Here is an 18,368-nt window from a genome sequence, read left to right as displayed (position 1 = left end):
TTTCTTTACTAGGCTTAAATGGGTATGGATTTCGGTAAATTCAAAATTCTGAAGTCTAAAATCTGCAATCTAAGAATCCTTCTCAAACCATATCCTCCGGTTTTACCCATTCATCAAATTCTTCGGGAGTCACATATCCTAGCCTCACAGCCTCTTCTTTGAGGGTGGTGCCATTTTTGTGTGCCGTTTGGGCAATTTCAGCCGATTTATAATAGCCAATTTTAGTATTCAGAGCCGTAACCAGCATCAATGAATTATTGACCAATTCTTGAATACGTTTGTAGTTTGGTTCAATTCCTTGAGCACAATGTATGTCGAATGAATGACAAGCGTCACCCAGCAATTCCGCCGATTGCAGAAAGTTGGCAGCCATCATCGGTTTGAAAACATTCAATTCATATTGACCTTGCATACCGCCTACGGTAATGGCCATATCATTTCCTATCACTTGGGCACAAACCATGGTCAGCGCCTCGCATTGTGTTGGGTTTACTTTTCCAGGCATGATAGAAGAGCCTGGTTCGTTTTCGGGTATCATTATTTCACCAATTCCAGAGCGTGGCCCTGAAGCTAACATTCGGATATCATTAGCAATTTTATTTAAAGAAACGGCCAATTGTTTGAGTGCGCCGTGGGTTTCTACAATGGCATCGTGAGCTGCCAGCGCTTCAAATTTATTGGGTGCAGTGACAAAAGGATGCCCCGTAAATTGGGTGATATATTCAGCAACTTTTATGTCATATCCTTTTGGTGTATTCAATCCTGTACCCACAGCAGTTCCTCCCAAAGCGATTTGGGATAAGTGTCCCAATGTGTTCTTAACCGCTTTCAAACCATTATGCAATTGCGCCACATAACCCGAAATTTCTTGTCCCAAAGTAAGGGGAGTGGCATCCATCAAATGGGTACGGCCAATTTTGACTACGGAATGAAATTGAGTTGCCTTTTTGTGAAGTGTATCTCTTAATTTTTCGACATTCGGAATAGTATTTTCCACTATTGTTTTATAGGCTGCAATATGCATTGCGGTTGGAAAAGTATCATTGGACGATTGCGATTTATTGACATCATCATTGGCTTTGATAAAAGGCTCATCTTCTGTAATGCTTAATCTTTTAAGTACCTGAGCACGATTGGCAATTACTTCGTTGACATTCATGTTGCTTTGCGTACCAGAACCCGTTTGCCAAATCACAAGCGGAAATTCCTCAGAAAGTTGTCCAGCCAGAATTTCATCACAAACCAAAGCAATGTAATCTCGTTTCTCGACGTGTAAAACACCCAATTCACAATTGGTATAGGCGGCTGCTTTTTTGAGGTAGGCAAAACCTTCAATTATAGCTTTTGGCATGGATGCCGGCGACCCAATCTTGAAATTGTTTCGGGAGCGTTCAGTTTGTGCTCCCCAGTATCTGTCTGAGGGGACTTGGACTTCGCCCATAGTGTCTTTCTCGATTCTATATTTCATTTCGATTTCTTATTGTTTTTTAGTAGAATAATGAGGTTACCTTGTATGACAGATCTTATCCTTTTTTAATTCAGAAGTAAACCACATTAGTTTTTTTATAGGATACTGGATAATTTGATAAAACAAGAGCTGATGTAATATGTTTTTAATTTGGAATGTGGGTTAAATGATAGAATTTTTTTATTTTGGCTACGATTTGATTAGTGGTCATGTTGTTTTCTGCCGTTTCAACTAATTTTAGTTTGCTCGCATCGAATGATTTATCGGAATTTATTTTTTGTTCTAATTTTATTTTTGTTTCAGCAGGTCCAAAAATATACAGTTCATCGACTAATTTGATATGCGATAGAATGCTTTTTAGAAAATGATTGGTTTCATTTTTTCTTCTTTCTTCAAATTTAGTTTCATCGCTACCATGATGACTACCATTGAAGGATCCTTTGCTTCCTTCTTTTTGATGGTATATTTTATTTTCCAAATCAGATTCGATTTTTGATACCCTTTGCTTTCCACCATCAAGAGTAACAATAATTGCTTTTGATGAATCAATCCAGATGCCAGTTTGTTTTTTCATGACTTTGTTTTTTAAAATTAAAATGAACTTAAGTTAGAACTTTACTATTTAGAGGGTAAAAAAATATTTTTTAACAGCGATTAGCAGATTTAAAAATTGAATTATTACTACTATTTTTTGAAATGAAAAGATATTTTTTAGGAAAAGAATCGGGCTTATAAAGTTACGAAATAGTGCTGATTTTAGATTGTTAATTGGGATTTGTTTTAGTTTTGTTGAGTTTATATTTTTTTAAAGTTCATAGTGTCAGTTTTTAAATAAAGGATAAGTGGCTTGCCATAAATAATAATGGAATGTTTGGTTTTAGGGTTAAATCAGAAAAAAAATAGTGACAAAAAAAAGGTGTTGAGCAATCAACACCTTTTTCCGATTTAAATTTTGCTAGGCTAAAGCTTCTTTGTTTAACTTAGAACTTTAGTTTTTTAGTAACAAAAAATTATTTTTTAACAAAATCTCCAGCTTGAACAATCACTAGTTTTTTTGGATCAAAATATTTGACTAAAGCAGTATTTACTTTTTGAACATCTAAGTTTTTAATTTTAGTTTCAAAATCTTCATAGTCTTTGAAAGTTTGACCTGAATCCATGTTTTCTCTTAGTTCACGAACCAAGAACTCATCAGTTCCAAGCATTGTTTGTCTATTTTGCAACCAAGATTTTAAGGAACTGTCAAATTCTTCTTTGGTGAACCCTTTGCTGATTGCTTTTTGGATTTCTTCATTAAGGGCTGTTGTCAATTTATCCTTCATTGTTGGATTATAAAAAGCATAAATTCCCCATTCTGATGTAGGATCAATAGCATTTGCTTGTACATAAGAACCAGCGCCATAGCTCAAACCTTCAGTTTCACGTAAACGTTGCGGAATTCTGGATGAAAGGAAAGCACCGCCACCCAATAACTCATTTGCCATTTCTAAAGCAGGATAATCTGGATTTTTTTTACCAATATTCAAATTTATTTTTCCAAATAAAATGGCATTCGTTTTGTCATTAATTTGGATGGTTTTATCATTTGATTTTACATCAAAATATTGCGTTGGAATTCTTTTGTATGCAATTTTCGGGTTCCAGTTGTCAAAAGTGCTGCTCAAGAATTTTTTAATGGCATCTTTATCAATGCCTCCTACAAAGGAAGATATACTGTTAGATCCGCCATAAAAGGTAGCATAAAAGTTCTTAAGGTCTTCAATAGTGATTTTGTCTAAGGTAGCCAGGCTTTCATCAATTGTTTCCGAGTAATAAGGATGGGTTTTTGGGTACAAAGCAGTTATTTTTGTCAGTTCTTGAGTTGCAACAGCTTGAGGTTCATTTCTGTTGGATTCCAATCCGCTTTTGGATTCCAGTTTCAATTTTTCAAATTCAGTAACATCAAAAGAAGGGTTTCTCAAAATGTCCTGTACCAAGTTTAAAGCATTGTTTAAGTTGGTTTTATCCGTACTGATTCTTACATATAAACCATCAACAGATCCCACTACACTTAAGTTTATTTTATATTGGTCAAGTTGGTCGTTAATGTCTTTTTTGGTTCTGGTTTTAGTTCCTAATTTTAACATGTTTGCTGTTAAATTGGCAATCATTGATTTTTGGCTCAATGATTTTTCATCTCCCATTCTCAACAATATACGGGCTTCAATTTTATTTCCTTTGGCAGGTTTCTCCAATAATGCATATTTTCCACCTGATGCTAATTTTCCTTCTTCAGTGGATTTTATAATATTGGCAACAGAGGCTTCAAAGGTATTGGTATTTGCCTCCATTACTTTTCCTTTGTATCCATTTACAAGAGCCGCTATATCTTTAGTGTCGCTAACTTTAGTTCTTTCGCTAGTTGCTTCGGGAATAAAACGTCCCCAAGTTCTGTTGCTTTGCAAATAGTATTTTTTGGCAGCGTTTTGAATGTCGGCAACTGTCAAAGCTTCGATATTGTCTCTATCTATAAAAAATAAACGCCAATCACCAGCTCCGATGAATTCTGTCATAGCAATCGATAAGTTCAGTGTTTTGTTATATGTGTTTTCAAATTGTTTTAGCAATTCATTTTTGGCACGTTTAAGGTCATCCTCCGTAAAAGTCATTTTAGGAACATTATTCATAGTTTCCAAAAAGGCTTTTTGCACCGTGTTTATGTCTTTATCTTTTGCAATTTCACAGGCAAAATAACTGAATGCTGGATCTTTTAATGTCAAGGTATATCCATAAACATTAGTCGATAATTTAGTTTCCACTAAAGTTTTATACAAAATACCAGAAGGGTTATTGGTCAATATTGAGATTAACGCATTATTGGCAGCAAATTCTTTGTCTGAATAACTGGGAGTGTGATAAGCCATAGCAATGTATTGAAGATCACCATTTCTTTTTAATTCAACAAATCGTTCACCGTCTTGAGCTGGTTCTACAGTATATGTTTTTTCAATTTCGTTTTTTGATTTTGGTATTGGAGCAAAGTATTCTTTAATCCAGGAAAGCGTTTTTTTCTCATCAAATTTTCCACCTATAATTAATGTGGCATTATTGGGTTGGTAATATTTTTGATAAAATACTTTTAGACGACTTGCAGGAACACGCTCTATATCTTCTTTACTTCCAATGGTTGATTTTCCATAATTATGCCACAAATAAGCAGTAGAGAGAATACGTTCGTTTAATACTCCAGAAGGATCATTTTCTCCTATTTCAAACTCATTTCGAACTACACTAAACTCCTTGTCCAAATCGGATTGCAGTATGGCAGAAGTTATCATTCTGTCCGATTCCATGTCTAAGGCCCATTTTAGATTTTCATCTGTTGCCGGTAGAATTTCATAATAGTTGGTACGGTCATAATAGGTTGTACCATTGGCTTGTGCCCCTTTATCGGCAATTGTTTTTTTGATGTCCGTAAACTTTGAGGAGCGTTTGAATAACATATGTTCCAGCAAATGGGCCATTCCAGATTCACCATATCCTTCGTGACGTGAACCAACACCATAAACAATATTCACAATCACATTTGATTGTGCAGCGTCCGGGATTAGCAAAATTTTCATTCCATTGGGTAAGCTATATTCTTTTATGCCTTCTACCGAAGTGACAAAAGTAGCTTCTTGGGAAAAGGAATTTGCAGCCCAAAAGGCAACAAACAACATGGCAAGAATTAATTTTTTCATTTTTTAAAGTTTAATTGTAAGTTTATATTGTAAAAATATATTTTTTTATGAAAGGATAATCATTTGTTTTGATAATTTTAAGAAAGCTTTTCTACTATTTATAGTATTTTGATATTATTTTTTAAAATTTTAATTGGAACAATCCCAGTTCATTGCAGTAAATGGATGTTTTCCTTGATTTATCGTTTTAACACCGATGGTTTTTAGTTGGTTTCTTATTTGAATTTTGACCAAAATAAGTAATATTAAAAATTAAGCTAAGAAAAATATAGTTTTATTATACAGATAGCATTAAGTAGTTATTTTTCTGGTTTATATCCGTATTTTTAATCCATGGTTTAATAGATTTGATTGGCGAAATAAAAACAAAGAATAAAAGGATGAAAAAATTAGGACTCATAGGTGGTATAAGTTGGGTGTCAACGGCAGATTATTATAAGTTTATAAATGAGGGAATCAATAAAGAGTTAGGCGGAGTTAATTTTGCCGAGTGCATGATTTATTCTTTTAATTATGATGATATCAAAAGGAATAATGAAAACAACGACTGGGATTCGACATTCAATATGTTGTCAAAAGCATGTCAAAATTTAAAAAACTGTGGTGCCGAAGCGATTATTCTTTGTGCCAATACAATGCATCTTATTGCTGATCGAATTCAGGAGAGTGTCGATTTACCATTAATTCATATTGCCACCGAAACTGCCAAGGAAATCCAAAAAGGCAATTTTAAAAAAGTGGGTCTTCTTGGAACAAAGTTTACGATGGAATTGGATTTTTTTAAAGACAAATTATCCGCTCTTGATATTGAAACAATAATACCTGAAGCTGACGACAGAGATTTTATACACGATACTATTTTTAATGAATTGGGAAAAGGATTAATTCTGGAAAGTACGAAGGCAAGATATCTTTCTATTATTGAAAAACTTATAAATAACGGGGCCCAAGGAATTATTTTGGGTTGTACAGAAATTCCATTATTGGTAAAGCAAGAAGAAGTTCAGGTGCCTGTTTTTGACACTGCTATGATTCATTCCAATGCAGCTGTTGCATTTGCTTTGAGTTAATTTTTCTCGATTTTGAATTGTTCTAAAAGCCTTCTTTAGGGCTTTTTTTGTTTTTGTGTAATTTGCTCTAATAAAACATTTTATCATAGTTTAAATTAAAGAAAATGCTTAAATTTGAGAGTGAAATATTCATTTTTTTATAAAAGCTGAAGTGGATTCCTTTTGATTTTAAAATAGGTTATTGTATCCTAAAATTATAGTAAAATGGCATTTATAGACTATTACAAAGTATTGGAGATTGATAAAAGCGCATCAGAAGCGGATATCAAAAAAGCGTATCGAAAATTGGCACGTAAATACCATCCTGATCTAAATCCCAACGACAAAGAAGCCGAGAGAAAATTCAAAGAACTAAATGAAGCCAACGAGGTATTAAGTAATCCTGAAAACCGAAAAAAATACGATCAGTATGGCGAAAACTGGCAACACGGTGAGGAATATGAAAAAGCCAGACAACAGCAACAGCAATATCAAAATGCCGGAGGTCAACAAGGGGGTTTTGGCGGGTTTTCTGGCGGTGGTGACTATTCTGATTTTTTTGAATCGATGTTTGGCGGCGGAGGACAAAGAGGAAGTCGCAGAACCGCTGCGTTTAAAGGTCAGGATTTTAATGCCGAATTGAATTTGGACTTAAAAGACGTTTATGCCACGCACAAACGTACCCTTACAATCAATGGAAAAAATATACGGCTAACTATTCCTGCCGGTGTTGAAAACGGTCAGGTCATAAAAATAAGCGGACAGGGTGGAGAAGGGGCCAATGGAGGCCCAAAAGGTGATTTGTATCTTACTTTTAACATCGAAAATCACACCAATTTTAAACTTGACAAGCACAATTTGTACTCTACTGTTGACTTGGATCTGTATACAGCACTTTTAGGAGGGGAAATTACAGCCAATACTTTTGATGGCAAAGTAAAATTAACCGTTAAGCCAGGTACGCAAAATGGCACCAAAGTAAAACTAAAAGGCAAAGGATTTCCAGTGTATAAAAAAGAAGGAGAATATGGAGATTTATATATTTCCTATCAAATTATATTACCCACAAACCTTACCGAAAAAGAAAAAGAATTATTTTCAGAATTAGCTAAGCTTAGAAAGATATGAAATCGCCATTAGAAAAGTTTGCGTAAGCAATACAAATTAATAAAAAGGCGACCCGAGCATAGCGAATTGGCGAAACATAACATATATGACGTTGATAAATAAATTTCACACACATGAAAACAGATAACTGGATACTTTTGCAAACAATTAGTTCTCATTATCAAATAGAGCTTTCATTTTTTAACCATTTGCAAGATTTAGGCTTAATTGAAATTGAAGTTATGGAGCAATCTCCGTATGTCAACGAAAATCAGATGCATAATTTGGAACGAATGATTCGATTGCATCACGAATTGGAAGTGAATCCGGAAGGAATTGATGTCGTTTTTAATCTTTTGCAAAAAATTGAACATTTACAAAAAGATTTGATGATTGCCCAAAACAGATTACGTCTATATGAGAATTAGATTCTTCACACGATTCATTTTGTGGATTTTAATGCAGAGAAAATCAATTGAATATTTGTATATTTGAGTAAGATTCGTATTAAAAATTAATTCATAAACCGAATGAATAGTGTTTTTAGAATTATTGAAGTATTCAAAGATTTTCTTATAGAAATTGGCGAGCTGTCTGATTTTGCGGGTCGTTTTTTCAAGGAAGTATTTAAACGTCCGTTAGAGTTCAAAGAGTTTCTTAGGCAATGCTATAATATGGGGAACCGTTCTCTGCTTCTGGTTGGGGTTACGGGATTTATCATAGGATTGGTGTTTACCTTACAATCCAGACCTACCTTACAACAATTTGGTGCCGTTTCATGGATTCCTGCCATGGTGAGTGTTTCTATCATTAGAGAGATTGGCCCTATTATTACCGCTCTAATTTGTGCAGGGCGCATTGGTTCAGGAATTGGAGCCGAATTAGGTTCTATGCGTGTAACTGAGCAAATAGACGCAATGGAAGTTTCTGGAACAAATCCCTTCAAATATTTAGTGGTAACCCGAATATTGGCGACTACTTTGATGTTACCTATTTTGGTTTTTATTGGAGATGGAGTGGCACTCTTTGGTTCTTTTTTGATCGAAAATTTAAAAGGAGATGTTTCACTATTGTTATATTTTACTCAGGTTTTTAATCATCTCGAGTTTTTTGATGTCATTCCCTCAACGATTAAATCTTTTTTCTTCGGCTTTGCCATTGGATTGGTTGGTTGTTTTAAAGGATATTATTGCAAAAAAGGAACAGCAGGAGTTGGGTTGGCGGCTAATTCGGCGGTGGTTTTTTCCTCAATGTTACTTTTTATCATTGATTTTATAGCGGTTTTTGTTTCTAATGTTTTTTACGATGTTTAGTGCTATGGATTCGAATGAAAAAAATAAAAAAGCAATTGTGGTTATCAAAGATTTAAAAAAGAGCTTTGGTGATAACCATGTTTTGGATGGATTTAATTTAGAATTGTTTCCAGGCGAAAATTTGGTTGTAATGGGGAAGTCGGGATCAGGTAAGTCGGTAATGATCAAATGTCTTATTGGATTGGAAGAACCGGACCAAGGCAGTATTGAAGTGATGGAAAAAGACATCAAAAAGCTTTCTCGAGAAGCCTTGGATGAACTTCGAACCGAGGTTGGTTTTCTTTTTCAGGGTAGCGCTTTGTATGACTCTATGTCGGTCCGTGAAAATTTAGAATTTCCTTTGAGACGGCACACCAAAAAATTCGGAATTATTCATGATACCACGCCATTGGTTATGGAAGCATTGGAAAGTGTTGGTTTGGCTAATACTATAGATTTGTTACCAAATGAGCTTTCAGGCGGAATGAAGCGTAGAATTGCTTTGGCAAGAACTTTAATTTTGAAACCAAAAATTATTCTCTATGATGAGCCTACAACAGGATTGGATCCTATTACATCAAAAGAAATTTTAATGCTGATGATGTCTGTTCAAAAAAAATACAATACATCATCTATAATTATAACGCACGATGTTGATTGTGCCAGAATGATTTCTAACAGAATGATTTTATTAATTGACGGAATAAATTATGCTGAAGGAACCTTTGAGAGTTTGTCAACTTCCAAAGATCCCAAAGTGCAAGCTTTCTTTAAATAAGTATAAAATGGAAAAAACTGCTTCAGAGAAAATTAAATTAGGCATTTTTGTCATATCGGGACTAACCCTCTTTGTTCTTGTCGTGTATTTTATTGGTAACAAACAAAAAATGTTTGGTAGTACCGATCATCTTACGGCTGTTTTTAGCAATGTAAATGGATTGCAATTAGGAAATAATGTTCGGTATTCCGGTATCAATATTGGAACGGTTAGGGGGATAGAAATGATAAATGATACTACTATCAATGTGGATATGATTATCGATAAATCAATGTTCCCACACATCAAAAAAAATGCTCTGGCCAGTATCGGTTCGGATGGTTTGGTAGGAAGTATGGTAATCAATATTGCTCCGGGAAAAGGAAATCAACCACATATCGAAGCAGGCGACATCATACAATCCTCGGGTCGTGTTCGTACCGATGATTTGTTGAATACGCTGAGTGTAACCAATAAAAATGCCGCTTTACTCACAGCCGATTTACTTAAAATCACCAAAGAAATCACTCAGGGCAAAGGCTCTTTGGGAACTTTGCTCAACGACACGATTATGGCATCCGATTTGAAACAAACCATGAATTATCTGAAAATGACGAGTAAAGGCACAACCGAAATCGTAGATAACCTTAATAAAACGGTTATGGCTTTGGGAGATAAAAACAGTGTAATAGGAGTGTTGAATGATCCAGCTACAGCACAAAAAATAAGAACAATCGTTGTCAACTTGGATCAATCAAGTCAAGAGATAAACAAAGTGGTAACCAACTTAAACGCAACAATTACGAATGCTAAAAACGGAAATGGTGCGATAAATTATTTATCTAATGATCCCAATTTGGTTAAAAAAATAGATTCGACGATGACAAACTTAAATAAAGCGACTATCCTCTTGAACGAAGATCTCGAAGCGATGAAACATAGTTTTTTATTGCGGGGCTATTTCAAAAAACAGGAAAAGGCCAAAAAGAAAGCCAATTGATTTAAATGTTTTTCAATCCCTCAATTAATAAATCAATATCTTCTTTGGTGTTAAAATGACTGAAAGAAATTCGGATACTCGGTTTTTTTAAGTCCTCATCAGATAACATCTCAGCCAGTACATGCGAAGGTCTAATACTGCCCGATTGACAAGCACTACCTCTAGAAACTGCAATGCCTTTCATGTCTAAATGAAATAAAAGCATAGCAATTTTACTTTCGTCAAAAGGTAAAACGACATTGAGTAGATTGTAGAGTGCTTTTTCTCCATTGATTTTAAATCCCGGGAAATCTGTTTTTAGTCTTTCGATGGCATAGTCTTTCAATGATGAAATATATTGACTTTCGCTTTCAAGGTTTTGATAAGAAAGTTCCAAGGCTTTTGCCATTCCTGCAATTTGATGTATGGCTTCGGTTCCTGGACGCTGTCCTTTTTCTTGTTCACCGCCAAAAAATAAAGGCTGTAGTCCTGTATTTTTTCGAACAAAAGCAAAACCAACGCCTTTTGGGCCGTGAAATTTATGGGCACTGGCTACAATAAAATCGATAGGAGTATGTTGCAAATCAATTTTGGTTTTCCCAATAGATTGTACCGTATCCGAATGAAGTAAAGCATGGTGCTCTTGACAAATTTGGCTCACTCTGTCAAGATCCAAAATAGTTCCTGTTTCATTATTGACGTGCATTAAGGAAACCAAAGTCTTTTTCTCTTCTGATAATAATTCGACCAAATGGGTTAAATCAACTTCGCCATTGGGTTTAATTTTTACGTAATCTACTTGAATGTCATATTCATTTTGTAACGCAATGGCAGTATGTAATACCGCATGATGCTCTATCTTGCTTGTAATAATGCGAGTTGCCTTTAAATCTTTAATGGCAGAACGCATAATCCAGTTATTAGCTTCTGTGCCGCAGGAAGTAAAAATAATTTCGGCTGCAGAAGCGTTTATTTGCTTTGCGATTGATTTTCTGGAAAGTTCAAGAATGCTTTTAGCATTGCGTCCCAAACTATGTGTTGAGGATGGATTACCATAATCTTCGGTTAATATTTTGGTCATTTCCAAAATTACCTCGGGATGAAGTGCAGTAGTGGAAGCGTTATCAAGATATACTTTTTTCATTTTTTATATAGATTTTGAACCCTCAGCAGTTACTTTGAATTTGTGTTTTTTGCCAAAAATTACGTTCTTATTGAAAACAATGATTGAAATCAAAATTAGAGAATAAGAAAACATTTGAAGCAAAGTAACTTGTTCTTTAAAGTAAAAAATAGCTAAGGTAAAATTGATTATTGGATTGATGTACATCAGGATGCCCACAGTCGATGAGTTGATACCTTTTAAAGCATACAAATTTAAAAAAAGCGGAACAATTGTAAAAAATACAACAATGCAGAATAGGCACATATAAAATAAAGGTTCTGTTGGGATTGCACCACTGTATTTTGGATAAAAGGGCAAAATTAGCAATGCAATAAAAAGTAACTGTATATTCAAAAGAAGAAACTTATCAAGTTCACTATTCTTGCGCTGGCTGACCAAATACAATGCATAAGTTGCTGCCACGACCAAACTATAAAAAATGTCCTGAAAGTGATTTAGAGACAATAAAACACAGCTTATAACACTTATAAAAACCGCTGACCATTGCCATTTACTCAGTTTTTCGTGAAGTAAAAAGAAAGCAAAAACTGTTGTCAAAATTGGACAGATTAAGTAAGCAAGTGAACCCGCTTTCACACTCACATGATTGACAACATAAATGAAAATAAACCAATTGGATGCTAGAATCATACCTCCCAAAAGAGTCAAAATAACTATACTTCTTTTCTTTTTTAAAGGCATTACTGAGAAATCATTCCAGTTTTTACGAATATTCTTTTTTCTAAAAACAAGATTTATTACCGTCATCGTCAGTACGCTGAAAAACACACGGTAGAATAAAATATCCAAAGAAGGATAACTCGATATGGGTTTTAGTGCCAGACTGAAAAAGCCCCATATGAAAAATGCTAAAAAAGCGGCGAAATAGTATTTGTATTTTTTCATCGAAAAGTAAAATTCGCCACAAAGATAAGGATTTCTGTAGTGAATCAATGTCTTTAATAAGTTGCTGACAATCTGTGAAACTAAGATGGAAAGAGATTTGTTCTCTGTTTTTTAATAATCTAATAACCAAAATAAGGGATAATTACTTTATTTTAAAGCTTAGTGTCTTAGAGGCTTAGTTTCTCAGTAATTTTTCAGTTAAATATCAGGTTTTTGGTTACTAAAGTTTAAGAAACAAATTAAAAATTCTATTTTTGTTCAAAATATAAAATAATGAAACGATTTTTAGGAATTTTGATTTGTGTATTTGCTTTTTCGGGCTGTGATGATGGTGATTTAATAGTGGATACAATTGATTTTTCGGATGTAACTACAAGCAGTTGTTCTGATAATAATCTTATTTTTAAACTCAAAGAAAGTGAATCTTTAATTCTGAATATTCCAGAAGTAACTTTTACAGAGAACCCTACACCTGTGAATGACCCAATAAAATTAGACATTAATACGACAAATCGAGTGGTGTATAATTTTTATGACGGTAAAGTAGCTGCCGCAAATATATGTGCTTTAATTCCTCCGGCGACTCCCAATATAAAAAATCAATGGGAAGCATCTTCGGGTATCATTCAAATTACAACTACTGCTGTAAAGAAATTGAACGAAACAGATAACAGTACCCGAATAACAGGATACAATAATAATATTATTTTACAAAATATCACTTTCGCAAAACCTGATGGCACAACGCAGTTTTATGAAACCTTTCCTTTTGGTGATTACTTGAAAACGGTAGATCCATTGCCATTTGGTTTCCAAGATCCTTTGAGTATCTGTACGAGTGGTCAAGTGTATAAATTTAGTGAGAGTGAATCTTTTACACTGAATATCGATCCTGCACTGATTGTTAATGAGGTTACTCCTGTTGGTTCCCCAAGAACCGGAGTGGTAGGACTTGTCACAAACAAATTAGTTTACCGTCTGTTTAACGGTGTTGTGCCACCATCTTATTTTTGTCAAGTGACAGATCCATTACTGCCTACTGTTAATCAAACATGGTTAGGAAAAGCAGGGGGCGTTATTGAGGTTACAACTACTACAAATGGCCCAAATACTTTCAAACATACCATTATTCTTAAGAATGTAACGCTTGAAAAAGACACAAATAATTTTCAATTGGGAACCAGTTATAAATATGGCGAGTTACAAACTAAAATACCATGATAAAAATCTTGAAACACATAAAAAAAACGTCAATACTTTTAATTAAGCATTGACGTTTTTTTATGGAGTTAAGGATACTTATTTATTGTTCTGTTTAAAATAAACTTCGGTTGCACCGGCACCATATTTTTGGTAATTGGCATCCTGAAAAACAATATTGTCATAACGGCCAAATAGAAAATCCAATTCGGCTTTCAAAATACCTTCACCCACACCGTGAATGAAAACAATCTTTGGAATCCGATTGCGAATCGCAAACTCAATATGACGTTTAGCTGTTTCCGACTGCAAAGTCAAAATATCGTAATTTGACATTCCACGTTTGTTGGGTACCAGTTTCTCGATATGTAAATCAAATTCAGGGACAGGCAATTCATGCTTATCTTTCTTCTCTTTTACAAAGCTTCGGGGTTTTGGGATTTCCTTTTCTTTTTTTATTTCATTGATATTGATACCTTTTATTTCCTCCATCAAGTTGGCAGATTCTCCTATTTTGATGAGCTCATTGGTAGCAAAATTCATCACAAAACCATCTGCTGTTTCAATAGTGATGACCTTGTCTTTGACCGACAAGACAACACCATCAACCGCTTCATCCAATACCGAAACTTTATCTCCTTTACTAAACATCATCTTCTTCTTTATCTTGATTTTTACTAGGAGTCTTACTGCTCAATTTCATCATTCCCATCATAAAAATGACAATGGCAATCACCATTACATACACATTTTTATCGGCGCTCGTCTGCTCATACAAAGCAACACCAATGGCTAAAACCATCAGCAAAATCATAAATTTTTTCATCGTTTCATTTTCAGTTTTCAAAAATACTAAACTTTTTGACTTATTAAGACCAAAAATCATAATAAGGGCGTATCCCAGTTGTGAAAATCTCAGTCGTGCCTCCTTTGTTTTTCGCAACTGGGTCGGGCTTTTGGCTTTATCTTTATTTTTTGAAAGAAAAAAATAAAGATAAAGCCAAAAGCCCTTACGCAAAAGTGCCTTTAAAGAAATGGATTTGTAAATCATATCCTGATTAGTTTATAAGGTTGGTTAGTCATAAAAATCTTCTCATAAAGAAAAAAGTAACGAGATGGTAATCAATATTGTCATCAGGATAACCAAAAAAAAAGTTTACCGATCAATACATGAGTTATTTCTTAATATTGATTTTTATATAATGTAAGAAAAGAGAATTGAATTAAATAAATTTCTAAAGCGCAATGATTTTTCCGTACGATTAATACGTTTAGTTTATCAAAAATGATGCATTTCATCGACAATATTTTGACATAATCTTATTTTTTTTAACTTTGGAGTATTAGATGATTTGTGTTGAGTATGAAGTATTTTCGAATATAAAAGCGATTATTTTTGCATTCAACACAGCTAATAAAAATGTAAAGTCTAACATAAAAAAATCCAAAATGCATTTAATTTTAGAATTAGGTATTGTTGCAGGAATTTTACTTTTAGTACTGCTAATCTCCTTTGCAAATAAAATAAACCAAAAATCTGAGAGATAAAAAATCATGATTTAAATGGCGAGGAATTGAATGGTAATAAATTCAATTTGTCGTGAGCTTTGCAAAGTACAATTCAAGAATTCCTTAAACTGAACCACACAGAAAGAGGAATAATTTAAAAGTAAAAAACCACAAAGTAATAGGTTCATTACTTTGTGGTTTTTTTATATGTGGAAAAAGAGCTTACGGGATATCAAATCAATAATAAAAAGTTCTTATAAAAATGAATACCCTTGCCCAGATTACTTCACTTAATTTTTATTATAACTGGAGTTCAGTCACCTACGTTTGCGGTGAAAATCCCCTGCTTTTGGGCGTGGATTGCAATGGGTAGCAGGATTAGCTCCTGATTATTTTAGTTTATTTGTTCCAGTCTATTTTTCTTGAAAAGTACATTACTGCTGCAAGGATAGCAAACAAACCGATACTTCCCACCAATAATGCATAGTTTTCCAGTTGTATGATGACATAGATAAAGGTGTACAACCCGGTGAGTGATCCTGCGATGAAAATAGGGAATTTGTTTCCTTTTAGGATCGAAACGGAGTACAGCGATATCAATGCTATGATTGCTGTTGCTGCGATGAGGTAGGCTTTCGTGAAGCTACTGTGTTCGGTGATTGAAATCAGCAATGTGTAAAATAAAATCAATGCCAACCCGATCATGGTATACTGGAAAATATGAATCCTGATTTTGCTGATGGATTGGATTAGAAAGAAAACCAAAAACGTCAGGCCAATCACCAGAAAGCCATATTTAGCGGCTCTTTCATTCTGTTGGTATTGGTTTACGGGAATCACAAAGTCAACTCCAAAGGCATAGGTTCCTAAATCGGGTAAGACTTCGAAAAATTGTTGTGAAAAAGCTCTGTTAATGTGAAGTATTTTCCAATTAGCCACAAAACCGTCATTGTTGATTTTTTTGGTTTTATCGTCTGGAAGGAAATTACCGGTGAAGCTTGGCGAAGCCCAATTGGATTGCATGCTTAACTGCGTAGTTTTACCAATAGGAACCATTTTTATTTGCTTACTTCCGTTGTAGGTGATGTCGAAACCAAAGTTGGTTTTGTCTGTCTTTAAGGTGTTTTTTAAGTCTATAAAACCGGTTTCCAGTGCTTGTGTTGAATCGGTTATGTTGGTGCTGTAAACAGGTTCAAATGTCAATTTATTACCGCCAAGATTTATTTTTACCTCGTCTTTAATGCTTTTTAAGTTGGTTGTTTTTATCAATATGGTGGCTTTATTCCATTGAATGTTTTCGGTTGGAATATTTCTGCTGCTGAAATCGGGTTGAATATAATTCCCTTCAAAATTCATTTTGGAACTGTATACGACCGATTCGTAGTTGTTTCTATTAAGTAACTTGGTAGTAACATTGGATTTAGCTTTCAAGTCTTCCGGAAAAAAATAGGCGTATTTGGTAATTGCTTTTTGCTGTTTTACCGTTTCATTTGTTTTTTGGTTAATAGACAGTGTTTCCTCAAAAACGGTATAAGGAACTTTTAGTATTGGACCATAAAAATAGACGCTTTCACCCCATTTGTCATTGATTTCGGAGATAACTTCTTCTTGACGGTTCGAGCGTTCCTGAATCAAACTTTTGACAAATTCCAGCGGAATGAGCAAAATGAGAGTTAGGAATCCTACCATCAACATTTTGGCTGTTGTGGATTGAAAAATTGATTGAAAAAAGGAGTTAGGGGCAGGATTTTGATTTTCTTGAGTTTCCATTTTTTGTTGATTAAAGTTATTTGATTAGAAAGGTGAATTTGCAGATGCGAAATAGTTTATAATGACGTAATACAGAAATGCTACGGGAATGTTACCCAACAGAATTATAATTTTAAGCCCGATGTATTTCCGCTGTTGCGGTAAAATGTAAAAATGGTACAAGAGATGATAGAGCATTATTCCATTGAGAAATAGAGCCAATACAGTGAAAATAAATCCAATGATCAAAACAAAAGAAGTATCCTGCAGCGTTAGAAAAAGAATAAAAAACAGTGTTCCGATGATAAAACAACCAAGGGCAAGTTCTGTGGAGGTTTTGCCTTCAAAAGGTTCCTCATTGGTTTGAATTGTTTGCATGATTTAAAACTTTAAAGTACTTTGAATTTCAAAGTGTTTGATTAAAAAAATAGATTATCGTTTCTGTATTAATTTTTCGAGTGCATTAATATGATCTTGAAATGCTTTGCGACCATCTTTGGTAGCTCTGTAGCTTGTATTTGGTTTTTTCCCAATAAATTGCTTTTCGATTGCAATGTAGCTTTCCAATTCCAAGGCTTTGGTGTGACTGGCCAAATTACCGTCGGTAACGCCTAATAATTCTTTCAAAGTACTAAAATCAGCCGATTCATTGACCATCAAAACCGACATGATTCCAAGTCGTATGCGGTGGTCAAATGCTTTATTTATATTTTGAATAATGTTTTTCAAGTCTTAGTAGGTATCTATAATTGTTTTTACTATTTTGGATTGTTCCAAATTTGAAGGCGCGACTACGTTCTCTTCAAGCGGGATTTTATTTCCATATCTTTCTGCTAGTATTGCTTGTACTCGGGTATCTTCTAAATTAAAATCTTTTAGTTTTTGAAGAGTACACAATTCGATTCCAGCACCATTTTTGTATATTTTCCAAATCAATTCTGAGCAATATATTTTATCATCAGACCATTCAAAATAGTGGTCATAGTCTTTGTTGTTGAAGCCTTTTGCATAATTTTTCATCTTTTGCAAAGTTACAGAACTTAAAAGCCTCGATGCATTTTTTAATCGGGTTACCAAAAAATGATTTTCCTTTCCGCGGGTAATCCAAGTTTTGAGGGGTGTGTATTTTACAGGTTGAACAGCTTCAAAAACATATTTTTCACCCTTCTCAATGAATACGATTCCGCAATGGGAAAATTTGGAATTTGTGGCTATTCTTATGGCTTCAGATTGTTTGGATTGGGAAGTTTGAAAAATCATGTCTCCTTCTTGTATTTTATCCAAGACTGTGACAGGTCGAGCACCAAAAAGAATATTCCCAAACATTGAATTAGCAATGAATAATGCACATCCAAAACTCATCAGAAAGGTAATTATGGCAAAAATATATTTCGTTTTTTTCATATCTGTACTTTTTGGTTTCATAGTTCACATCGATATTGTCTGTTTTATTATTTTCAATCTA

The 18,368-nt window shown here is 34.2% G+C and carries 18 protein-coding genes; 7 read left to right on the top strand and 11 right to left on the bottom strand.

The features are described from left to right. Positions 1–82: 82 nt before the first annotated feature. From fumC to HQN62_RS13645, 3 genes are all read right to left on the bottom strand, one after another. Complete coding sequence (gene fumC / locus HQN62_RS13655; RefSeq protein WP_173504775.1) at positions 83–1,468, bottom strand: class II fumarate hydratase; 1,386 nt, start codon at positions 1,466–1,468, stop codon at positions 83–85. 145 nt (positions 1,469–1,613) lie between these two features. Beyond that, on the bottom strand, positions 1,614–2,042 hold the full coding sequence (locus tag HQN62_RS13650) for a hypothetical protein (protein ID WP_116797793.1): 429 nt from the start codon (positions 2,040–2,042) through the stop codon (positions 1,614–1,616). Positions 2,043–2,478: 436 nt separating this feature from the next. Then, positions 2,479–5,190: a M16 family metallopeptidase gene (locus HQN62_RS13645; protein WP_173504774.1), complete on the bottom strand. Its 2,712-nt coding sequence runs from the start codon at positions 5,188–5,190 to the stop codon at positions 2,479–2,481. 380 nt (positions 5,191–5,570) lie between these two features. On the opposite strand from HQN62_RS13645, the gene HQN62_RS13640 reads away from it, so the two are divergent. From HQN62_RS13640 to HQN62_RS13615, 6 genes are all read left to right on the top strand, one after another. Continuing rightward, on the top strand, positions 5,571–6,260 hold the full coding sequence (locus HQN62_RS13640; RefSeq protein WP_116797795.1) for an aspartate/glutamate racemase family protein: 690 nt from the start codon (positions 5,571–5,573) through the stop codon (positions 6,258–6,260). Positions 6,261–6,464: 204 nt separating this feature from the next. Next, positions 6,465–7,367 carry a J domain-containing protein gene (locus tag HQN62_RS13635; protein WP_173504773.1) on the top strand — a complete coding sequence of 301 codons (903 nt, stop codon included), beginning with the start codon at positions 6,465–6,467 and terminating at the stop codon, positions 7,365–7,367. A 113-nt stretch (positions 7,368–7,480) separates the two neighbouring features. Beyond that, entirely contained in the window at positions 7,481–7,774 is a 294-nt protein-coding gene (locus HQN62_RS13630) for a chaperone modulator CbpM (RefSeq protein ID WP_173504772.1), read from the top strand. Between the two features lie 102 nt (positions 7,775–7,876). Continuing rightward, positions 7,877–8,659 carry an MlaE family ABC transporter permease gene (locus tag HQN62_RS13625; protein ID WP_116797798.1) on the top strand — a complete coding sequence of 261 codons (783 nt, stop codon included), beginning with the start codon at positions 7,877–7,879 and terminating at the stop codon, positions 8,657–8,659. A 4-nt stretch (positions 8,660–8,663) separates the two neighbouring features. After that, the gene (locus tag HQN62_RS13620) at positions 8,664–9,416 is read left to right on the top strand and encodes an ABC transporter ATP-binding protein (RefSeq protein WP_116798502.1); all 753 of its coding nucleotides are present in this window, start codon (positions 8,664–8,666) and stop codon (positions 9,414–9,416) included. A 7-nt stretch (positions 9,417–9,423) separates the two neighbouring features. After that, positions 9,424–10,395 carry an MlaD family protein gene (locus tag HQN62_RS13615; RefSeq protein ID WP_173504771.1) on the top strand — a complete coding sequence of 324 codons (972 nt, stop codon included), beginning with the start codon at positions 9,424–9,426 and terminating at the stop codon, positions 10,393–10,395. A gap of 1 nt (position 10,396) precedes the next feature. Here HQN62_RS13615 and HQN62_RS13610 read toward each other — a convergent pair whose 3' ends face one another. Further along, positions 10,397–11,518, bottom strand: coding sequence for a cysteine desulfurase family protein (locus HQN62_RS13610; RefSeq protein WP_173504770.1), 1,122 nt, complete (start codon positions 11,516–11,518; stop codon positions 10,397–10,399). Positions 11,519–11,521: 3 nt separating this feature from the next. Further along, a complete protein-coding gene (locus HQN62_RS13605) occupies positions 11,522–12,445 on the bottom strand; it encodes an EamA family transporter (protein ID WP_173504769.1) in 924 nt (307 codons plus the stop codon). A 273-nt stretch (positions 12,446–12,718) separates the two neighbouring features. Here HQN62_RS13605 and HQN62_RS13600 point away from each other — a divergent pair, with 273 nt between their 5' ends. Further along, entirely contained in the window at positions 12,719–13,666 is a 948-nt protein-coding gene (locus HQN62_RS13600) for a hypothetical protein (RefSeq protein WP_173504768.1), read from the top strand. Positions 13,667–13,744: 78 nt separating this feature from the next. On the opposite strand, the gene HQN62_RS13595 is transcribed toward HQN62_RS13600, so the two are convergent. From HQN62_RS13595 to HQN62_RS13570, 6 genes are all read right to left on the bottom strand, one after another. Beyond that, positions 13,745–14,296: a Smr/MutS family protein gene (locus HQN62_RS13595; RefSeq protein ID WP_116797804.1), complete on the bottom strand. Its 552-nt coding sequence runs from the start codon at positions 14,294–14,296 to the stop codon at positions 13,745–13,747. After that, complete coding sequence (locus HQN62_RS18950) at positions 14,289–14,696, bottom strand: hypothetical protein (protein WP_254454441.1); 408 nt, start codon at positions 14,694–14,696, stop codon at positions 14,289–14,291. The genes HQN62_RS13595 and HQN62_RS18950 overlap by 8 nt, the downstream gene beginning before the upstream one ends. Before the next feature lie 857 nt (positions 14,697–15,553). After that, positions 15,554–16,924 (bottom strand): cell envelope integrity protein CreD, encoded by a 1,371-nt coding sequence (gene creD, locus HQN62_RS13585; RefSeq protein ID WP_173504767.1) that lies wholly within the window; start codon positions 16,922–16,924, stop codon positions 15,554–15,556. A 24-nt stretch (positions 16,925–16,948) separates the two neighbouring features. After that, positions 16,949–17,281 (bottom strand): hypothetical protein, encoded by a 333-nt coding sequence (locus HQN62_RS13580; protein WP_173504766.1) that lies wholly within the window; start codon positions 17,279–17,281, stop codon positions 16,949–16,951. Positions 17,282–17,335: 54 nt separating this feature from the next. Beyond that, on the bottom strand, positions 17,336–17,572 hold the full coding sequence (locus HQN62_RS13575; protein ID WP_371811653.1) for a winged helix-turn-helix domain-containing protein: 237 nt from the start codon (positions 17,570–17,572) through the stop codon (positions 17,336–17,338). Positions 17,573–17,635: 63 nt separating this feature from the next. Next, a complete protein-coding gene (locus HQN62_RS13570) occupies positions 17,636–18,307 on the bottom strand; it encodes a YiiX family permuted papain-like enzyme (RefSeq protein ID WP_173504764.1) in 672 nt (223 codons plus the stop codon). Positions 18,308–18,368: the final 61 nt, after the last annotated feature.

The sequence above is a fragment of the Flavobacterium sp. M31R6 genome, from assembly GCF_013284035.1.
Lineage (GTDB): Bacteria > Bacteroidota > Bacteroidia > Flavobacteriales > Flavobacteriaceae > Flavobacterium.
The sequence above is the reverse complement of the archived record's forward strand: the minus strand, read 5'-3'. Positions and strand labels throughout refer to the sequence as shown.

Coding starts and splice junctions, on each gene's coding strand:
- fumC (WP_173504775.1), bottom strand. CDS start 1,468: ATGAAATATAGAATCGAGAAAGACACTATGGGCGAAGTCCAAGTCCCC.
- HQN62_RS13640 (WP_116797795.1), top strand. CDS start 5,571: ATGAAAAAATTAGGACTCATAGGTGGTATAAGTTGGGTGTCAACGGCA.
- HQN62_RS13605 (WP_173504769.1), bottom strand. CDS start 12,445: ATGAAAAAATACAAATACTATTTCGCCGCTTTTTTAGCATTTTTCATA.
- HQN62_RS13635 (WP_173504773.1), top strand. CDS start 6,465: ATGGCATTTATAGACTATTACAAAGTATTGGAGATTGATAAAAGCGCA.
- HQN62_RS13620 (WP_116798502.1), top strand. CDS start 8,664: ATGGATTCGAATGAAAAAAATAAAAAAGCAATTGTGGTTATCAAAGAT.
- HQN62_RS18950 (WP_254454441.1), bottom strand. CDS start 14,696: ATGATTTACAAATCCATTTCTTTAAAGGCACTTTTGCGTAAGGGCTTT.
- HQN62_RS13610 (WP_173504770.1), bottom strand. CDS start 11,518: ATGAAAAAAGTATATCTTGATAACGCTTCCACTACTGCACTTCATCCC.
- HQN62_RS13595 (WP_116797804.1), bottom strand. CDS start 14,296: ATGTTTAGTAAAGGAGATAAAGTTTCGGTATTGGATGAAGCGGTTGAT.
- HQN62_RS13580 (WP_173504766.1), bottom strand. CDS start 17,281: ATGCAAACAATTCAAACCAATGAGGAACCTTTTGAAGGCAAAACCTCC.
- creD (WP_173504767.1), bottom strand. CDS start 16,924: ATGGAAACTCAAGAAAATCAAAATCCTGCCCCTAACTCCTTTTTTCAA.
- HQN62_RS13645 (WP_173504774.1), bottom strand. CDS start 5,190: ATGAAAAAATTAATTCTTGCCATGTTGTTTGTTGCCTTTTGGGCTGCA.
- HQN62_RS13570 (WP_173504764.1), bottom strand. CDS start 18,307: ATGAAAAAAACGAAATATATTTTTGCCATAATTACCTTTCTGATGAGT.
- HQN62_RS13625 (WP_116797798.1), top strand. CDS start 7,877: ATGAATAGTGTTTTTAGAATTATTGAAGTATTCAAAGATTTTCTTATA.
- HQN62_RS13615 (WP_173504771.1), top strand. CDS start 9,424: ATGGAAAAAACTGCTTCAGAGAAAATTAAATTAGGCATTTTTGTCATA.
- HQN62_RS13600 (WP_173504768.1), top strand. CDS start 12,719: ATGAAACGATTTTTAGGAATTTTGATTTGTGTATTTGCTTTTTCGGGC.
- HQN62_RS13630 (WP_173504772.1), top strand. CDS start 7,481: ATGAAAACAGATAACTGGATACTTTTGCAAACAATTAGTTCTCATTAT.
- HQN62_RS13650 (WP_116797793.1), bottom strand. CDS start 2,042: ATGAAAAAACAAACTGGCATCTGGATTGATTCATCAAAAGCAATTATT.
- HQN62_RS13575 (WP_371811653.1), bottom strand. CDS start 17,572: ATGTCGGTTTTGATGGTCAATGAATCGGCTGATTTTAGTACTTTGAAA.